Origin of the sequence: Nostoc sp., assembly GCF_036917675.1 — a bacterium.
Taxonomy (GTDB): Bacteria; Cyanobacteriota; Cyanobacteriia; order Cyanobacteriales; family Nostocaceae; genus Nostoc.
In genome coordinates this window covers 15,148-32,509 of sequence record NZ_JBALCT010000017.1, presented here as the reverse complement: position 1 = coordinate 32,509, position 17,362 = coordinate 15,148, and the positions used below count along the sequence as shown (strand labels likewise).

Annotated in this window: 12 protein-coding genes; 9 read left to right on the top strand and 3 right to left on the bottom strand. The window is 41.5% G+C overall.

Going from position 1 to position 17,362, the window contains the following annotated elements; all coding sequences use genetic code 11:
* Nucleotides 1–22 precede the first annotated feature (22 nt).
* A complete protein-coding gene (locus V7K31_RS07365; RefSeq protein ID WP_335093576.1) occupies nt 23–1,612 on the bottom strand; it encodes a helix-turn-helix domain-containing protein in 1,590 nt (529 codons plus the stop codon).
* 1,024 nt (nt 1,613–2,636) lie between these two features.
* Here V7K31_RS07365 and fdxB point away from each other — a divergent pair.
* The 6 genes from fdxB (at nt 2,637) to V7K31_RS07335 (ending at nt 8,144) form a co-directional block, all read left to right on the top strand.
* The gene (gene fdxB, locus V7K31_RS07360) at nt 2,637–2,930 is read left to right on the top strand and encodes a ferredoxin III, nif-specific (RefSeq protein WP_335093493.1); all 294 of its coding nucleotides are present in this window, start codon (nt 2,637–2,639) and stop codon (nt 2,928–2,930) included.
* A gap of 572 nt (nt 2,931–3,502) precedes the next feature.
* A complete protein-coding gene (locus V7K31_RS07355) occupies nt 3,503–4,492 on the top strand; it encodes a cytochrome c oxidase subunit II (protein ID WP_335093492.1) in 990 nt (329 codons plus the stop codon).
* 222 nt (nt 4,493–4,714) lie between these two features.
* Nucleotides 4,715–6,406 (top strand): cytochrome c oxidase subunit I, encoded by a 1,692-nt coding sequence (gene ctaD, locus V7K31_RS07350; protein ID WP_335093491.1) that lies wholly within the window; start codon nt 4,715–4,717, stop codon nt 6,404–6,406.
* A gap of 52 nt (nt 6,407–6,458) precedes the next feature.
* Nucleotides 6,459–6,638 (top strand): hypothetical protein, encoded by a 180-nt coding sequence (locus V7K31_RS07345; protein ID WP_335093490.1) that lies wholly within the window; start codon nt 6,459–6,461, stop codon nt 6,636–6,638.
* Nucleotides 6,639–6,934: 296 nt separating this feature from the next.
* Entirely contained in the window at nt 6,935–7,534 is a 600-nt protein-coding gene (locus V7K31_RS07340; protein WP_335093489.1) for a cytochrome c oxidase subunit 3, read from the top strand.
* A 124-nt stretch (nt 7,535–7,658) separates the two neighbouring features.
* A complete protein-coding gene (locus V7K31_RS07335; protein ID WP_335093488.1) occupies nt 7,659–8,144 on the top strand; it encodes a hypothetical protein in 486 nt (161 codons plus the stop codon).
* A gap of 17 nt (nt 8,145–8,161) precedes the next feature.
* Here V7K31_RS07335 and V7K31_RS07330 read toward each other — a convergent pair whose 3' ends face one another.
* Nucleotides 8,162–8,401, bottom strand: coding sequence for a hypothetical protein (locus V7K31_RS07330; RefSeq protein WP_335093487.1), 240 nt, complete (start codon nt 8,399–8,401; stop codon nt 8,162–8,164).
* 30 nt (nt 8,402–8,431) lie between these two features.
* Between V7K31_RS07330 and V7K31_RS07325 the strand changes: the two genes are divergently transcribed.
* The 3 genes from V7K31_RS07325 to V7K31_RS07315 all read left to right on the top strand — a co-directional run bounded on the left by V7K31_RS07325 (nt 8,432) and on the right by V7K31_RS07315 (nt 15,410).
* Entirely contained in the window at nt 8,432–9,043 is a 612-nt protein-coding gene (locus V7K31_RS07325) for a cupin (RefSeq protein ID WP_335093486.1), read from the top strand.
* Nucleotides 9,044–9,137: 94 nt separating this feature from the next.
* Nucleotides 9,138–9,656, top strand: a complete 519-nt coding sequence (locus tag V7K31_RS07320) for an ArsC/Spx/MgsR family protein (RefSeq protein WP_335093485.1) — start codon at nt 9,138–9,140, stop codon at nt 9,654–9,656.
* Nucleotides 9,657–9,878: 222 nt separating this feature from the next.
* Nucleotides 9,879–15,410 carry a trifunctional serine/threonine-protein kinase/ATP-binding protein/sensor histidine kinase gene (locus tag V7K31_RS07315; protein ID WP_335093484.1) on the top strand — a complete coding sequence of 1,844 codons (5,532 nt, stop codon included), beginning with the start codon at nt 9,879–9,881 and terminating at the stop codon, nt 15,408–15,410.
* 18 nt (nt 15,411–15,428) lie between these two features.
* Here the strand turns inward: V7K31_RS07315 and cysK are convergent, their stop codons facing one another.
* On the bottom strand, nt 15,429–16,388 hold the full coding sequence (cysK, locus tag V7K31_RS07310; protein ID WP_335093483.1) for a cysteine synthase A: 960 nt from the start codon (nt 16,386–16,388) through the stop codon (nt 15,429–15,431).
* Between the last annotated feature and the right edge of the window lie 974 nt (nt 16,389–17,362).

Below are 17,362 nucleotides of genomic sequence, written 5' to 3'. Positions count from 1 at the left end.
GCGTTTAAATTCAAAATTAAGATCAAGCCATATTTAAGACTTTCCGTAACAGTACTTGGTCTTCTAATTTGGCTTTTAAACGACCATTTTCGATATCTCGAATCCAGCTTTGACTTTTACCTGTAAGCTTTGCTAACTCCCTTTGGGAGAGATTCAAATTTTTTCGCGCTTGCAAAATCTGTTCACCCAGTAAATCATTTGTAGTTTTGGGCTTCCTTTTGGCTTTAGCAGTTCGTCGTTGCTTTTTTTCCGATTCTGAAATTTGCTGTTCCCATTCTGGTGGGAGTTCAAAAGCCAAAATTCGCGCATTCATTAGCAGATTCCATTTACCACGGGGGCCTGTGTCTGTGAGGCGAGTTTCAGCACCACCGTCATTAGTCCAAAATTCCAATGCTTCATCTGGATCTTCGGGAAGATCAACTAACTTTGCCCATAAAGGTTGAATTTCTGGTGGGTAGGTAACTGGATCGAAAAGTGGTTTCATTCCATAGTGATTGAGAATTTCCAAATCGCTTTCAAAAGTTCGCAGCAGACGTTTACGTTCTTCCCGTTGTCTGGATGCAAGGGCGACTTTTTCCTCACCGTAAGCAATACGCAACAAGGTAGGAATGGTAATGCGTTGTTCTTTGCCCATTTTGGTTTTAAAGAGCAACCACAGCATTAGTCGGACTGCGCCTTCATGTTGTTGCCAAATACTCATGACTGTGGTTAGCACTGTTTTCGGGAGACTGCCGTATTGATAGAATGCGGTTCGCTCTTTACATGCTTGTTTGTTTAAGAAATATTGTGCCCATAAGCCTGCTTTTACTTTAAAAGTTAGCCCAATAAGATATTTGCATCCGAGATTGTCTTCTTGAAAGTGGTGCTGAATGTCTACTAAGTGCCACAAACGGCTACCTGTAATAGAGAATCCGTTAATTCGACCTTGTTGAGGCCAGTCAATGGAGATAATCAGGGAGCAAGCTTGCTGAACGATATTTTTCATTAAAGCTAGCTTGGCAGCTTTGCTCAAATCTTTGCGTTTCTCCATCCCCAAATATTTCTCAATTTGTCGCTCATCGATCGCAAATTCTTGCTCCCAAGGTTGATCTAAAGCTGTGGCATAAGCTGCAAAAATCAGATGTATGCAAGCGGCTCTGATGTCAAGCCCCTCAATTGCTGCTATATCTGTGGCTTTGTCGTTGACTTTGAATGGATCTTGGATGTGAAATGCGATCGCACCCCTACCTTGATTGACTTGTCGGCTGTAACACAGATAACCGTCTTCATCATTTTCCCAATGTAGAGATGTGCGTTGCGCCAGCACATTACAAGCTTCCCAAATGGCGATCGCTGAAGCAAATGGGTTATTCTTGCCGTTAGAAAACAAGTCTAAGCTGGTAGCATCTCTCGGTTCAACTTTGCATCTCCCCTTTTTCGCCTGCCAAGGAATAGGAGAATTACTTGGACAAGCTATTACACATTGCGGCTCTGGATAATAGCCCTCACAATTATTACAAAGACCAGGATCAACCCAGTATTCATTGTTCTCTATTTTGATTGCACCCGTAGGACATTGGGGGCGGCAGTTGTCACATCCAACGCAACTGTTGTTAGGAATTGTATAAGGCATTTGGCTCTTTTCCCACTCTAATCGTTGAGATGTCTGGCTCAGGTCTCCCCTGGATGAGTCCTGTTTATTCATGACTCGCTACCACATTATCTTTCTGGCGAGAATCACCTTTTCTCACCACACTCAATCCCCACATCCATATTTTTACTTCGCATCAAATTGGAGCTATTTAAGGCTTTAAAAATGAGCCTAAGAAAACTTCTTATTAACTATACATTTCATGAAAAAAATGATTAATTTGTTCGTACTGAGCTTAGGAAAAAATCTTAACATTTATTTTTTTATGTACTTAATAAAGATTTTAGATTTGACTATAAAAGCTTACTTAAGGTGTTTCTAAGGAAGAATTAAGCCTATTGCAATTGAAGTCATCTGATTTATTAATAATTTTAGTATTTAATGTAGGGTAATATTCTGCCATCAAGTTTACAGTTTCTTCATAAATTGATTCTGTTTATTGAAGTTAAATCATAATATTTATTTTGTCAGCATTGATCTAAATAATTGAATCAAATCAATTGAAAATTGTTGCTTGATAAAATACATATTGCATATATCAAATTGTAACTAATGAACATCTAATTTTGTATATATCTATACTGTTCGTCTATATTTATTTGCCTAAACCTAAATATATTTGAAAAAAAATATCATCACTGTTATAGATATAGTTGCATTTGCTGGAAATAATAAAACTGCATCTACACGAGGCTTTACCCCAATTTTCCCTTCTCTCGTTCCTATGTAGAGTGTGGGAATGGCATGATTAGGGGCTGCTGTCAGAAATTGAGTCAGAGACTCAATGAATGCCTTCCCATGCTCTATATAGGAACAAGGAAAAGATATTATTGGTAATAATTTTCATCTATTATTTGAAATAAAAAATAATTTAGCATTGTGTTCAAAGTCATCGAATTTTGATGATATAAAAGTAAATTTTGAATATAAAAAAAAGAAAAGATTAGGATAATATGATGATTAATGCACAAACAGATTAACAGGCAAAATTGCCGAGGATTTATTCATGGCACAACTAACAGGTTTGACATTTGGCGGTAAGACTTGGACACCAAAATTTGCTCAAGAAATTGACAAGGACAAATGTATCGGCTGTGGCAGATGCGTTAAAGTATGCGGGTACAATGTGCTAGGTTTGAAAGCGCTGAATGAAGAAGGTGAATTTGTAGAAGATGAAGATGAAGAAGAAGTTGAACGGAAAGTAATGGCAGTTACTTCTCCAGATAACTGTATTGGTTGTGAAGCGTGTTCACGGATTTGTCCCAAGAACTGCTACACCCATGTTGCATTAAAGAATTAAGGTTTTTGGAGTTAGTCAAAATTGTTGTTCATTCAAGGGGAGCACTGTTTGTATAAAGCGCAAATGCGCTAGGCAAGGTAACTTGAGGGGAATACTAAATATTTACCAGAACTCAGAAATAGTTCACAGTAAACAAATCCGTAAATCACAAAATGTTAGCTATTAACAAATTTAAACTTGCTGCTAATATAGCCTAATCAATATTAGAGCTAACAGTGCCCTCTTGGAACAACTAGCTTTTCTGAAAGCAGGGGGCTAACTTTGTCATAGGAGTTGAAATATAATTCGTAATTTTATGGGGGAAAGATATGGAAAAAATCTGGAAGTTTCCCCCATTTTTTATGGCTGCACGTTAGAAAGTTAATAAGTGAAAAGGGAATGGGGAGTGGGGAATGGGGGAGTGAGAATTTTAGATTTTAGATTTTGGATTTTAGATTGAAATTTAATCCAAAAGACGCGACGCTCGAATACTCGCTAACGCTCCGCTATCGTAAATCCAAAATTGAATTGCCCAATGCCCAATTCCTAGAAAATCACACGTTTAAAGACGGTTTACAAAGCAGGTAGCATGTATGCAACAAGTTCCTGTTTCACTATGGACTCTGGTTGCTGGGATAGTAGTTACAGCAATCAGCATTTGGATTGGTCAAAACCACACGCTAATGCCGGTGCAAGCATCGTTACAAGCGCCTTTGGTAGATGGTTTTTTCAATGTCATGTTTACCATTGCGATCGCACTCTTCTTAGTGGTAGAAGGAACCATTGTAGTTTTTTTGATTCAGTTTCGTCGCCGTCCTGGTGACGATACCGATGGCGTGCCAATAGAAGGTAACTTGCCCTTAGAAGTCTTTTGGACAGCAATCCCAACAGTGATTGTCCTCCTCTTGGGCATCTACAGTGTAGATGTTTTTAACCGAATGGGAGGCTTTGATCCTGCGGGTCATCCTCATTCAGCAGATCATGTTGCTCAGATGCCGGGAACCGCTCTGGCAGCGACATTAAGCGATACCTCCCAAGCAACAACTGCCCCAAGAATTGCTCCAACAATTGGCATCGGCGCGTCTCCTCAAACCCTAGACAAACCAGCCGATTTAGTTGTTGATGTCAAAGGGATTCAGTACGCCTGGATATTTAATTACCCCGATAGTGGCATTACCTCTGGGGAATTGCACATACCCGTCGGCGCTGATGTGCAACTCAACCTTTCAGCACAAGATGTAATTCACTCATTCTGGGTGCCAAATTTCCGCCTGAAACAAGATGCACTTCCCGGTATCCCTACCGAACTACGATTTGTCGCCACCAAACCAGGTACATATCCCGTAGTTTGTGCTGAGTTATGCGGTGGTTATCACGGTTCAATGCGGACACAGGTAATTGTCCACACACCAGAAGAATATAATAGCTGGCGGACAGAAAACCAGATTGCTCAACAGCAAAACTTAAATCAAGTTGTTGCAATTAATCCAGCCGACTTATCAACATCAGAGTTTCTCGCGCCCCACACCCATGATATGGGAATTAGTGCAGCAACTCTAAATTCAGTAGTCATTGGTCATTAGTCATTGGTCATTGGTCATTGATAATATTATGTCGGCTAAATTAACCATTATTAAGAGGAACCCCTCCCCGCAAGCGAGGAGGGGAGCAAAAGCTGGGGTGCTTTTACTATGGGCGACATTATATAACTGACAAATGATAAAGGACAAATGATAAACGACAAATGAGAAATGACAAAGGACATAGACGCCCACAGGCAGCTTCCCGTAGGGTAGGACAAAAATATGACGCAGGTAGAATTTCCCCAGAATACTCCACCAGAAGGAAATAAACCGGAAACTCTGGTGCTTGGCCACACCTCGCATCCAAAGGCGTGGAAATGGCAAGACTATTTTACATTTAATGTTGACCACAAGGTTATTGGTATCCAATACCTAGTGACAGCGTTTATATTTTATCTGATCGGTGGACTGATGGCGATCGCTCTGCGTGTCGAATTAGCAACACCAGACGCAGACGTACTCGACCCCAATCTGTATAACGCTTTCATGACCAATCACGGGACGATCATGATCTTCCTGTGGATTGTCCCTAGCGCCATTGGGGGATTTGGTAACTATTTGGTGCCATTAATGGTCGGTGCTAGGGATATGGCTTTCCCGAAGCTGAATGCAGTCGCCTTTTGGTTAAATCCACCAGCAGGTGCGCTGATATTAGGTAGTTTCATTTTTGGCGGTTCGCAATCTGGTTGGACAGCTTATCCACCTTTGAGCTTGGTGACAGCACCAATCGCCCAAACTATGTGGATACTGGCGATCGTTTTGGTAGGAACTTCTTCAATTTTGGGTTCGCTGAACTTTGTGATCACCATTTTGATGATGAAGGTTCCTAGCATGAAATGGGATCAAGTGCCCTTGTTTTGCTGGGCAATCTTGGCAACCTCCCTGCTAGCACTTTTCTCCACACCTGTATTAGCAGCAGGTTTAATTCTGCTGTTGTTTGACCTCAACTTTGGCACCTCCTTCTTTAAACCAGATGCAGGCGGTAACGTTGTAATTTATCAACACTTATTCTGGTTTTATTCTCACCCGGCAGTATATTTAATGATTCTGCCCATCTTCGGCATCATGTCGGAGGTAATTCCAGTTCACTCCCGCAAGCCAATCTTTGGTTATAAAGCGATCGCTTATTCCAGTGTAGCAATCTGCGTTGTGGGTTTGTTCGTCTGGGTACACCACATGTTTACCAGTGGTACACCCGGTTGGATGCGGATGTTCTTCACTATCTCCACTCTCATCGTTGCAGTTCCCACTGGCGTGAAGATTTTTGCCTGGGTTGCTACCCTCTGGGGTGGTAAAATCCGCTTCACCACTGCGATGCTTTTTGCCATTGGCTTGTTGTCGATGTTTGTCATGGGCGGCTTAAGCGGTGTGACGATGGGAACAGCCCCCTTTGATGTTCACGTTCACGACACATATTATGTAGTAGGACATTTCCACTACGTTCTGTTTGGCGGTTCCGTGTTTGGCATCTACGCTGGTATTTATCACTGGTTCCCCAAAATGACCGGACGAATGTTGAATGAAACCTGGGGACGCATTCACTTTGCCCTCACTTTCATCGGCACGAATCTGACCTTTTTACCCATGCACGAGTTGGGTTTGAAAGGAATGCCCCGACGCGTGGCAATGTATGACCCCCAATTTATCGACCTCAATCAAATTTGTACCTTTGGTTCAATTGTTTTGGGGATATCGGTAATTCCTTTCGCCATCAACATGATCTACAGTTGGCTCAAAGGACCTTTGGCAGGTGATAATCCTTGGCAAGCTTTGACCTTAGAATGGACAACTAGCTCACCACCTACAATTGAAAACTGGGAAGTGTTGCCAGTTGTCACTCATGGACCTTATGACTACGGTCATGGTCATAGTACTGAATTACAGCCATCTGCAACGCCGGAAGCTACTGCTTAGTACGGCTTTGCATAAAAACGATGCATTCACAATGTAAGCCGATGCATTCACAATGCAGACCGATGCATTCACAATGCAGACCGATGCATTCACAATGCAAGCCGATGCATTCACAATGCAAGCCGATGCATTCACAATGCAAGCCGATGCATTCACAATGCAGACCGATGCATTCACATTGTCCGATATTGCCAAATTTAATTTGCTACGAATTAATGAAATCCTGCCTTAATTTAAGACAGATGTACTGAGTTAAGAAATAACTCTTGTGGCAATACGCTTGGGTTAAGGCTAAAAACTAAAACTGGCGTAGGTTGGGTTGAGGAACGAAACCCAACATTATCAAGGCTTTGTTGGGTAACGCTTACGCTCAACTCAACCTACTATTCTTCTTAACCCAAGCGTATTGACTCTTGTGGGGTTGGGCATCTTGCCTTAATTTAAAACAAGTGAAACACCCATCCCACAAGCAAATCAGGACTGTGAAGAATTGAATTGCCCGACGCTTCACCTTTGAGGGTAAACAATATGACTATAGCTACAACGACAAGCAAAGATCACAGTGCGGGACATGAAGAACATCCAGATTTAAGAGTTTGGGGACTGTTAACCTTCCTCGCTTCTGAATCCCTGATGTTTGGAGGATTTTTTGCCACTTATTTGTTTTTTAGAGGTACTACAGCAGTTTGGCCTCCAGAAGGGAGTGAAGTAGAACTACTTGTGCCAACAATTAACACCATTATTTTGGTGTCTAGTAGTTTCGTCATTCACTTTGGTGATACGGCGATTAAAAAGAATAACGTTAAGGGAATGCAACTGTGGTATGCAATTACTGCAATCATGGGGGCAATTTTCTTAGGTGGTCAGGTTTATGAGTACTCAACATTAGGATACGGACTGACTACCAACGTCTTCGCCAACTGCTTTTATATCATGACTGGGTTCCACGGTTTGCACGTTTTTATCGGACTGTTATTGATATTACGTGTATTGTGGCGATCGCGTCGTCCCGGTGAATATTCTGCAACAAATCATACTTTCATCGAAATGGCAGAAATTTACTGGCACTTCGTAGACATTATTTGGATTGTTCTCTTTACCTTGGTGTACGTTCTCACATTGTTTTAAATTGGGCATGGGGCAATTCAATTTTGGATTTTGGATTTTAAATTTTGGATTAAATTTCAATCTAAAATCCAAAATATAAAATTCTTGCTCCCCCCACTCCCTACTCCCCATTTAGGAGTTAATTATGCAACTTGATGCAAACAAATTCTCATGGTTCCAGGTTCCAGAGGACATCAAAAAGCTATTAATCTTAGCTGCACAAACCTGGGAAAATACATCAGAATCTGAAAAATATATTCAACAAGCTTTAGAGCGAACTTGTGAAAATACAGATGTCTTGGTAGCAGCATATAGATTTTTCTATTATAAAAATAATTATTCTCTTGCACTACAAACAACAGTCAAATTATTAGATAAAATTAAAGAACTAGAAAAACTTCCTGATGACTGGGAGCAACTTAAGCCTATATTAGTCAATCGCCAAGAAGACCCACAAATTCGATTGTACTTAAATGCTTATGCTGCTTCAGGATTAGTACTAGCAAAGTTAGGAGCAATCGAGCAAGCAAAAGAAATCAGCACCAGAGTCAAACAGATAAACGACAAGAATGATTTTGGTGCCGGGATTCTCCTGGATATTTTGACACGTCCAGCAGAAGAAGATGATTAATTAGTCAATCCACTTCTCTATAAGGTGATGTGCGAAAGAGTGGGGAGACAAGGGGACAAGGAGAATAACCAATGCCCAATGCCCAATGCCCAATGTCCAATGCCCTTTTGGTGAACAATCATGAACAATTGGTTATCTACTAGATCATATTCCCTATTGGGAGCGGCTACTGATAGTAACTCTATCTTCCCTGCTATTACCATACCTACTAAAGCTACTGTAGGCAATATTCCTAATGTCTCCCCGATCATTATCATCCAATCTTCTCCGCTATCAATTTAAAAGTTATGAAAGATCGGGATTGGCTGCTAACGGGGGATGGTCAGTATCAAGCCTGTAAATCTGTAAGAGCATGGGATTTATTGAGAGAGAATTACCGCTTTTATCGGTTTTTAACAGAGGTGGAAGATGTTCTCAATAGCGTTGACGATGAAGCCACTCGTCTACCAGAACTTCGGATGCTCGTAAGGCGCTTGATTGTAAATTCCTACTGGGTGCGAAGTCAATCTTTAGAGCCTTCGCCCAAAACGGGAACTTCTGTTTTACTTCTATATGACGAATTGGGTTTTCCGTTGACAGTGCAAACAGTAACATTTGCACCGGGAACCCGATCAAACATTCATAATCATGGGACGTGGGGAATAGTGGCGGTGTTAAAAGGTCAGGAAAAAAATACTTTTTGGCGACCCACTCATAGCCCAGATTTTCAGGACAAAATTGAAGCGACGGGAGAAGTAACTCTATTTCCAGGAGACATTATTAGCTTTACTCCCGATGCAATTCACAGTGTAGAAGCTGTGGGTGATGAACCAACTGTGACTTTTAACATTTACGGCGAAACTGATCCAAAAGAGAGATTTGAATTTGACTCAGTTACCCATCAGGCTAGGAATTTTTGATTAGGAATCGTCAGGATTAATTTCGTCGGCTCGTAGTTGGTGCTTCGCGCTTTAGCGCCAACTACAAACAATTGAGTAATTAGGAGATAGTTAAATGGCAAGAGTAATTTTCTATAGCAAACCAGGCTGTCAAGGTGGTACTAAGCAAAAAGTTTTGCTAACAGCTGCTGGTCATGAGGTGATAGCATACAACCTGCTAACAGAACCTTGGACAGTTGAGCGGTTGCGTTCATTTTTTGGCGATCGCCCCGTAGCCGAATGGTTTAATCCTTCCTCCCCCAAGGTAAAATCTGGTGAGGTGGTTCCTGAAAAAATTGATGCAGAAACCGCTTTGCAGTTGATGTTGAGAGAGCCACTGTTAATTCGCCGTCCTTTGTTAGAAATAGGCGACCGCCGCGAGGTAGGATTCGATGCAGAAAAGATTGATGCTTGGATTGGCTTAAAACCTGCTGACGAATCCTTGCGAGAAATGAGCGAAAATCTGATGAAGCAAGATTTACAAAACTGCTCCCACGGTCAAGATCGTAGTCATAATCAGCCTAATCAGCAAGGTGACTGTAATCACGGTAACAGTTCTCAACAACACAAAAAGCAAGGCAAGTGTAACCATTAGTACACGACTTGGGGACTTGCAAATAAAAAATACTCAACTACTTCTTGTGGGGTGGGCAAGATGCCCACCCCACAAGATTGGATAATTTATGTATTAAAATACAACCTCGTAGTGAATTAGTATTCGTAATATATCGTAAACTTATGTATACTTTTGTACTAGATATTATCTAGCTAACCTTGCATGGGCATATTAAGAATGCTTACATTGCAAGAAAAAACAATGACGACAGCCACTTTATCCGGTTATCAACTCCTCGAAACCCTTCACTCCGGTAGTAAAACCGTCATTTATCGTGGACGCCGGGAAACCGATAACGCCTCCGTCATTGTCAAAACTCTCCTGTGCGAACATCCACCCCTAGAAGACATTGCTCGACTACGACACGAATATCAAATCATTGAGCGGCTGCGAATTCCTGGCATTGTTAAAGCCTACGAGTTAAAGAATTATCAGCATGGTCTAGCTTTGGTTTTGGAAGATATTCCGGGTTGCTTGCTCAAAGAACTGATTGCAACTCAAACAACCACCTTGATTACTTTCCTCAAGGTGGGGATTAATTTGGCACATATTTTAGGAGAACTGCACGCCCAAAAAATTATACATAAAGATATCAAGCCGCACAATATTCTAATTAATCCCGAATCTTTTGAAGTCAAACTGATTGACTTCAGTATCTCCTCGCGCCTTGATCAAGAAAATCCTACCTTGAGCAATCCTAATTTGCTTGAAGGTACTCTTGCCTATATGTCGCCTGAGCAAACAGGCAGAATGAACCGGGTGTGCGACTACCGCACCGACTTTTATTCCTTGGGTGTCACCTTGTATGAAATGCTGACGGGTACGCTGCCGTTTGATGCTATTGACCCGATGGAGTTGATCCACTGTCACATCGCCAAAATGCCAGCCGCACCCTGTCAAGAAACCGTGTGTCGCGTTCTGGAAGATGTCCCAGAGGCGATTAGTGCAGTTATTTTGAAGTTATTGGCGAAAACAGCAGAGGATCGGTATCAAAGTGCTTGGGGACTGAAAGCGGATTTAGAGGAATGCCTGTTTCAACTTCAACTGACTGGCAAGATTGAAAACTTTGTACCAGGAAGACAGGACAAATCAGGGCATTTTTTGATTCCGCAAAAGCTGTACGGACGCGAAGTAGAAGTCGCAACATTGATGGCTGCATTTGAGCGTGTGGCAGATGGTAACAGCGAACTCATGCTGGTTTCTGGTTATTCAGGGATTGGTAAAACGAGTGTTGTTAATGAAGTTCATAAACCGATTGTAGGGGCAAGGGGTTATTTCATTGCAGGAAAGTTTGACCAGTTCAAACGCAATATTCCCTATGCGTCCTTGATTCAGGCGTTCCAATCTTTGGTTCAGCAATTACTCACCGAAAGCGTTGCCCAAATCCAAGGGTGGAAAGAGAAAGTGTTAACCGCGTTGGGGGAAAACGGGCAAATCATTATTGATGTGATTCCTGAAGTCGAGCTAATTATTGGTGTTCAGCCACCGGTGACACAATTGGGAGCGACAGAATCTCAAAATCGCTTCAATCGCGTGTTTGGCCAATTCATTGGAGTATTCACGAACCAAGACCATCCTTTAGTTGTGTTTCTCGATGATTTACAGTGGGCAGATTCGGCATCGCTGAACTTAATTGAGCTATTGATGACGGATAGCAATAGCTACGCTCGCCAAGGGCAACGCAAATATTTATTATTAATTGGGGCATACCGCGATAATGAAGTGTCGCCCACCCATCCACTGATGATGAGTTTGTCCAAGATTCAATCCTCTGGTGCGGTGGTGGATAACATCGTCTTGGCACCGTTACAGGTAATGGATGTGGAAGCGTTAATTGGCGATACGTTGAATCACATAGAACAAAGTCAGCCACTAACAGAATTACTATTTTCCAAAACCGGTGGGAATCCCTTCTTCTTAACGCAACTGCTGAAAACTCTACACCAAGAAGACTTGTTAACATATAACTTCGAGTCTGGGGTGTGGCAATGGAATATCCAACATATTCAAGCGATCGGCATTACTGACCTGAATGTTGTTGAACTGACAGCGAGAAATATTCGTAAACTGTCATTAGAAACGCAAAAAGTCCTGAAACTGGCTGCTTGTATTGGTAACACGTTCAATCTGGATGTATTGGCGATCGTTAATCAAGCATCTTCTCTAATAACTGCGGCGCAATTGTGGTCAGCGCTACAAGCTGGATTAATTTTGCCGTTAAATCAGGATTACAAGATTCCTTTAGTATTTAATCAGGAGGAATCTGGCGGAATTACTTTAACAGATATCAAGGTTGATTACAAGTTTTTACATGACCGAGTACAGCAAGCGGCCTATTCTCTGATTCCCCATGAACAGAAGAAAGCAACGCATCTAAAAATTGGTCAATTACTGCTGCAAAATACTACACCAGAAGAACGCAAAGAAAATGTATTTGCTTTAGTTAATCAACTCAATTACGGGACTGATTTATTAACATCTCAAATAGAAAAATCTGAACTTGCAGAACTCAATCTCATTGCGGGTCAGAGAGCTAAAACAGCCACAGCACACGATTCCGCGATCAAATATTTGCAAGTTGGTTTGGCACTGTTAGCATCTGATAGTTGGGACAATCAATATGAACTGACATTAGCACTGCACTCAGAAGCAGCAGAGACAGCTTTTTTGAGCGGTGATTTTGAAGGAATGCAGAGATTCGTTGAGATAGTCCAAAACTGCGCTAAAACGCTGCTGGACAAAATTAAAGTGTATGAAGTCCAGATGCAAGCTTACATCAGCCAGAATAGGCTGCTAGAAGCCGTTAATATGGGGCTAGAAGCTTTAAAGCTATTGGGGGTAGAGTTTCCCGAAGAGCCAAAATCGTCAGATATTGGGAAAGCATTAGGGGAAACTGCGGGCATTTTGAATGGCCTGCGAATTGAGGATTTAATTGATCTGCCTCAAATGAGCGATCGCTATAAACTAGCAGCCATCAGAATTTTATCAAGTCTGTTTGCTCCTGCATATATTGCAGCCCCAGAACTGTTGCTCTTGACGATATGCAAACAAGTAGATTTATCCGTCGAATATGGCAATGCTTCCATATCTCCCTTTGGTTATGCAAATTATGGTCTTCTTCTTTGTGGCATCGTCGGAGATATTGATTCGGGTTATGAGTTCGGTCAATTGGCTTTAACTCTATTGTCAAAGTTAAATAGTCAAGAAATCAAAGCTAAAACACTCCTCACAGTAAATATATTTATCCGACATTGGAAAGACCATCTCAGAGAAACCTTAGAACCTTTAGTGTCAGCTTACTCTATCGGCATGGACACAGGTGATTTAGAATTTGCTGCCTTTAATCTACTAATGTACTCTTATTTCGCTTATTTTACCGGCAAAGAACTGACTTTCCTTGAAAGAGAGATAGCAGCCTACAGAGATGTTATTAATAAAATGAAGCAAAAAACAGCGCTTTATTATATAGAAATCTATTGGCAAGCTATCTTAAATATGCTCGGAAAGAGTGAAAATCCCTGCCTTCTAAAGGGTGAAGCCTGCGATGAGCAGATCAGGTTGCCATTGCACCAGCAAGCGAACGACAAAACGGGACTTTACTATATATATTGGAACAAATTTTTACTTAATTACTGGTTTGAAAATTACTCAGAAGCGATTGAGAATATCGCTATGGCAGAGAAGTATTTGGACGCAGTGGTAGGATTGCCCCTTGTTCCTCTATTCGATTTTTACGATTCTTTAGTACGGCTAGCGGTGTATAGCGATCGCCCAGAGTCAGAGCAACAGGAAATTCGCGATCGCGTCCAAGCTAATCAAGAAAAAATGCAAAAATGGGCGGATCATGCCCCAATGAATTATTTACACAAATTCTATCTAGTAAAGGCAGAACGGCATCGAGTTTTCGGCGAAAAAATCGCAGCGATCGAGATGTACGATCAGGCGATCGCACTTGCTCAAGAAAACGAATACATCAATGAAGAAGCGATCGCTCATGAACTCGCAGCCAAATTTTATCTGTCATGGGGTAAAGAAACGATTGCTAAAACATACATGACAAATGCCTACTACGCCTATAGTCGTTGGGGGGCTGTTGCTAAAGTCAAGCATTTAGAAGCACGCTATCCGCAATTGATTGTGCAATCAAATACAGAAAAACTCGAAAATAACTACCTACAAACTATTCAAACAAGCTCTACGACTACTGGAGGCGCTCACATTCTCGATTTCATGACAGTGATGAAAGCTTCACAAGTACTGTCAGAAGAAATGGTGCTAACTCACCTGCTCCAAAAAATCATGAAGATTGTCATCGAAAATGCTGGCGCTCAACAAGGTTACTTTATTGCCAAACACGATAATCAGTGGCTGCTAGAAGCAGCCGGAATTGTTGACGGTCAGGATGTTAGTGTATCTACTGCTATTGTTAACTCGAAAGATGAAATTGATTCAGCTTTGCTCCCAGTTGCTTTACTCAATTATGTTGAAAGAACTAGAGAGAACTTAGTTTTAGACAATGCTGTTAAAGACTCCCGCTTTGCGTCTGATGTTTATATCACCACTTATCAATCCAAATCGATTTTGTGTCTACCACTGATTCACTCTGGCAAATTTACTGGGATTATTTGCCTGGAAAATAATCTCATTCCTGGTGCTTTTACCTCAGAACGGCTGAAGGTGCTGAGTCTATTGACAGCACAAATTTCAATTGCGATCGACAACGCCCGTCTCTACACCAATCTGCAAACCTACTCGCAACAAATAGAAGCTAAATCACAAGAACTCGAAGCTAAAAACCAAGCTTTCCAAGCATCCGAAACACGAGAGCGAGAAAAAGCTGAAGAACTTGCACAATCGCTGCACAAACTACAACAAACTCAGGCTCAACTTGTGCAGACCGAGAAAATGTCAAGCTTAGGGCAATTGGTGGCAGGCGTTGCCCACGAAATTAACAATCCGGTCAATTTTATCTTTGGCAACCTGACCCATGCCAACAACTACACCCAAGAGGTGCTGAGACTGCTGGAACTTTACCAGAAACATTACCCATCGCCCCATCCAGAGATTCAGGAAGAAGCTCTGGCAATTGATTTGGAATTCTTGCTAGAAGACTTACCGAAGCTACTTTCCTCCATGCGGGTTGGAGCAGATCGGATTCGTCAAATTGTTGCTTCCCTGCGAAACTTCTCACGCATGGACGAAGCCGAGATTAAAGCTGTTAATATTCATGATGGCATTGACAGCACCCTAATGATTCTGCAACATCGCTTCAAAGCAAAGTCAGATCGTATCGGTATTGAGCTTGTTAAATACTACGGCAACCTGCCCCAAGTAGAATGCTATGCAGGGCAGCTAAATCAAGTGTTTATGAATGTGTTGAGTAATGCGATCGATGCTTTGGAGGAGTCATTAATGAACAATCAAGAACAAATAACAACTCCAACCATTACTATTTACACTGAACAAATTGATGCTGATCAAATCGAAATTCGGATTGCAGACAATGGTCTAAGTATACCAGAGTCTATTCGGCAACGCTTATTCGATCCTTTCTTCACCACAAAACCTGTGGGCAAAGGAACAGGTATGGGCTTATCAATTAGCTACCAAATTGTCACTGAAAAACATAGTGGTTCACTTTCTTGTACCTCAGAACCCGGCGAGGGAGTGGAGTTTCAAATCCGCATTCCACTTCGCCAGGAAGTCCCTAAGAACCTTGCTGTTGGTGTCTAGAGGCTGAAATTCCACTCTTTACCGCACGCCAGCAGTTTCTAAGGACAAATCTTGAAACATTGGTGTGCTGAGGTAACGTTCACCAAAGGAAGGCTGAATCATTACGATTAAACGTCCGGCATTTTCTGGGCGTTTACCTACTTGAATTGCAGCACACAAAGCTGCACCAGAGGATATCCCAGATAATAAGCCTTCTTCTTTTGCTAAACGGCGTCCATAGGCGATCGCTTGTTCATCGCTGACTCTAATTACTTCATCAACCAATTCCAGACGCAGAACATCGGGGATAAATCCGGCGCCAATACCTTGAATTTTATGTGGCCCGGCTTCACCACCAGAGAGGACTGGGCTGTTGCTGGGTTCAACTGCGATCGCTTTAAAAGTCGGCTTGCGCTGTTTGAGTACTTCTGCAATCCCAGTAATCGTCCCACCAGTACCTACCCCAGCAATCACAATATCCACTTCCCCGTCTGTATCAGCCCAAATTTCTTCTGCGGTGGTTTCCTGATGAACTTTGGGATTAGCAGGGTTGCAGAACTGTTGCAGCATGAAAGCATTGGGAGTATTAGCTACAATTTCTTCAGCTTTGCGAATTGCTCCCCGCATTCCCTCAGGGCCTGGTGTCAACTCTAAAGACGCACCATAAGCTCTAAGCATAGCCCGTCGTTCTTGGCTCATTGTCTCTGGCATTGTCAAAATCAAACGGTAGCCACGGGCTGCTGCTACCATCGCTAGAGCAATTCCTGTATTACCGGAAGTAGGCTCAACTAAAATGGTCTTTCCAGGGGAAATTGAGCCAGCTGCTTCTGCTGAGAGTACCATACTTAAGCCAATACGGTCTTTCACCGAAGCCGCCGGGTTCATACCTTCTAATTTGACAACTATCCTTGCTACTACTCCCTCAGCTTGGGGAATCTTGTTCAGTTGAACTAAAGGAGTTCGTCCGATCAGTTCTGTTACATCTTGAGCAATCCGCATTATTTAACTCCTAAAATCCCAAATCTTAGTACAAAGTATTTACTTATAACAATAAGCTTTTGTGTATTTAATTTGTAGTTTAGTCTCAATGAGTGCATATACGATGTATTCTAACTAAACCACAAAATATGAAAGTTTAGGAAGAACTTTTATCAGATGTCCCCATTTATTCTCACTTCAGCAGAGGTCTAGCTTGCCATAGTTCTATTTTACCACTTGTAATTGCTAACTATTGCCTCTTGGGCTGAGATTGAATTTAGATAATTCTGTATATATGCATAATTTTTAATATTATTATCAATATCTTCTATTTGTTATGGAAATATAATTTAGTTTCAAAAAATTTAATTGCTTTTCCTAATTTATTAGTCTATCTTGATCAAGAGACATTGATATTTTCTTTTGAGTGCAAGTTTTGTCTGCCCAAAATTGCATCAAAAACAGTCTTTAATCATTGCCTAGATTGCTTTTAGGTTGAGTGCAGAAATACCAGAACCCCAGCTCGGAAATACTAGAACCCTGTCCTATAAACACTAGCACCCATACCCCAATGAATTTTTGTAAGACTTATCAGGTAGGAATTACAGGCTTTGAGTACTATTCTAATGAATTTAATAATCTTAACGGGGCTGAGCTAAACTGTTTTGTGGAGAGCGGCTGATATAAATCGTATAGGATTTACGCAGAGATTCCCCTCTACCCCCCAACATTCCTGAGCGAAAGCTTAGTGAACTAGGGGGGACTTCTTAATCTCTCTTTTGAGAGTAGGAATGAAACCAGATTCCTTGAATCTGAGTGCGTTATTTCTGACTGATTAATCCTAAATTTTGTGAAAAGTTTGGTAACTTTTCAGTCGTCAGTAATCAGTGGTAATTAGAAAAACAACTGACAACTAATGATTGTGCAAATTACCGTTTAGACATATTTTAATATCAAAACTGTTTGAGAGGTAGAAATATATAGCTACTTTAGAT

Coding starts and splice junctions, on each gene's coding strand:
- V7K31_RS07340 (WP_335093489.1), top strand. CDS start 6,935: ATGACTATAGCTACAACGACAAGCAAAGATCACAGTGCGGGACATGAA.
- cysK (WP_335093483.1), bottom strand. CDS start 16,388: ATGCGGATTGCTCAAGATGTAACAGAACTGATCGGACGAACTCCTTTA.
- V7K31_RS07330 (WP_335093487.1), bottom strand. CDS start 8,401: ATGATAATGATCGGGGAGACATTAGGAATATTGCCTACAGTAGCTTTA.
- V7K31_RS07355 (WP_335093492.1), top strand. CDS start 3,503: ATGCAACAAGTTCCTGTTTCACTATGGACTCTGGTTGCTGGGATAGTA.
- ctaD (WP_335093491.1), top strand. CDS start 4,715: ATGACGCAGGTAGAATTTCCCCAGAATACTCCACCAGAAGGAAATAAA.
- V7K31_RS07345 (WP_335093490.1), top strand. CDS start 6,459: ATGCAGACCGATGCATTCACAATGCAGACCGATGCATTCACAATGCAA.
- V7K31_RS07365 (WP_335093576.1), bottom strand. CDS start 1,612: ATGCCTTATACAATTCCTAACAACAGTTGCGTTGGATGTGACAACTGC.
- fdxB (WP_335093493.1), top strand. CDS start 2,637: ATGGCACAACTAACAGGTTTGACATTTGGCGGTAAGACTTGGACACCA.
- V7K31_RS07320 (WP_335093485.1), top strand. CDS start 9,138: ATGGCAAGAGTAATTTTCTATAGCAAACCAGGCTGTCAAGGTGGTACT.
- V7K31_RS07315 (WP_335093484.1), top strand. CDS start 9,879: ATGACGACAGCCACTTTATCCGGTTATCAACTCCTCGAAACCCTTCAC.
- V7K31_RS07335 (WP_335093488.1), top strand. CDS start 7,659: ATGCAACTTGATGCAAACAAATTCTCATGGTTCCAGGTTCCAGAGGAC.
- V7K31_RS07325 (WP_335093486.1), top strand. CDS start 8,432: ATGAAAGATCGGGATTGGCTGCTAACGGGGGATGGTCAGTATCAAGCC.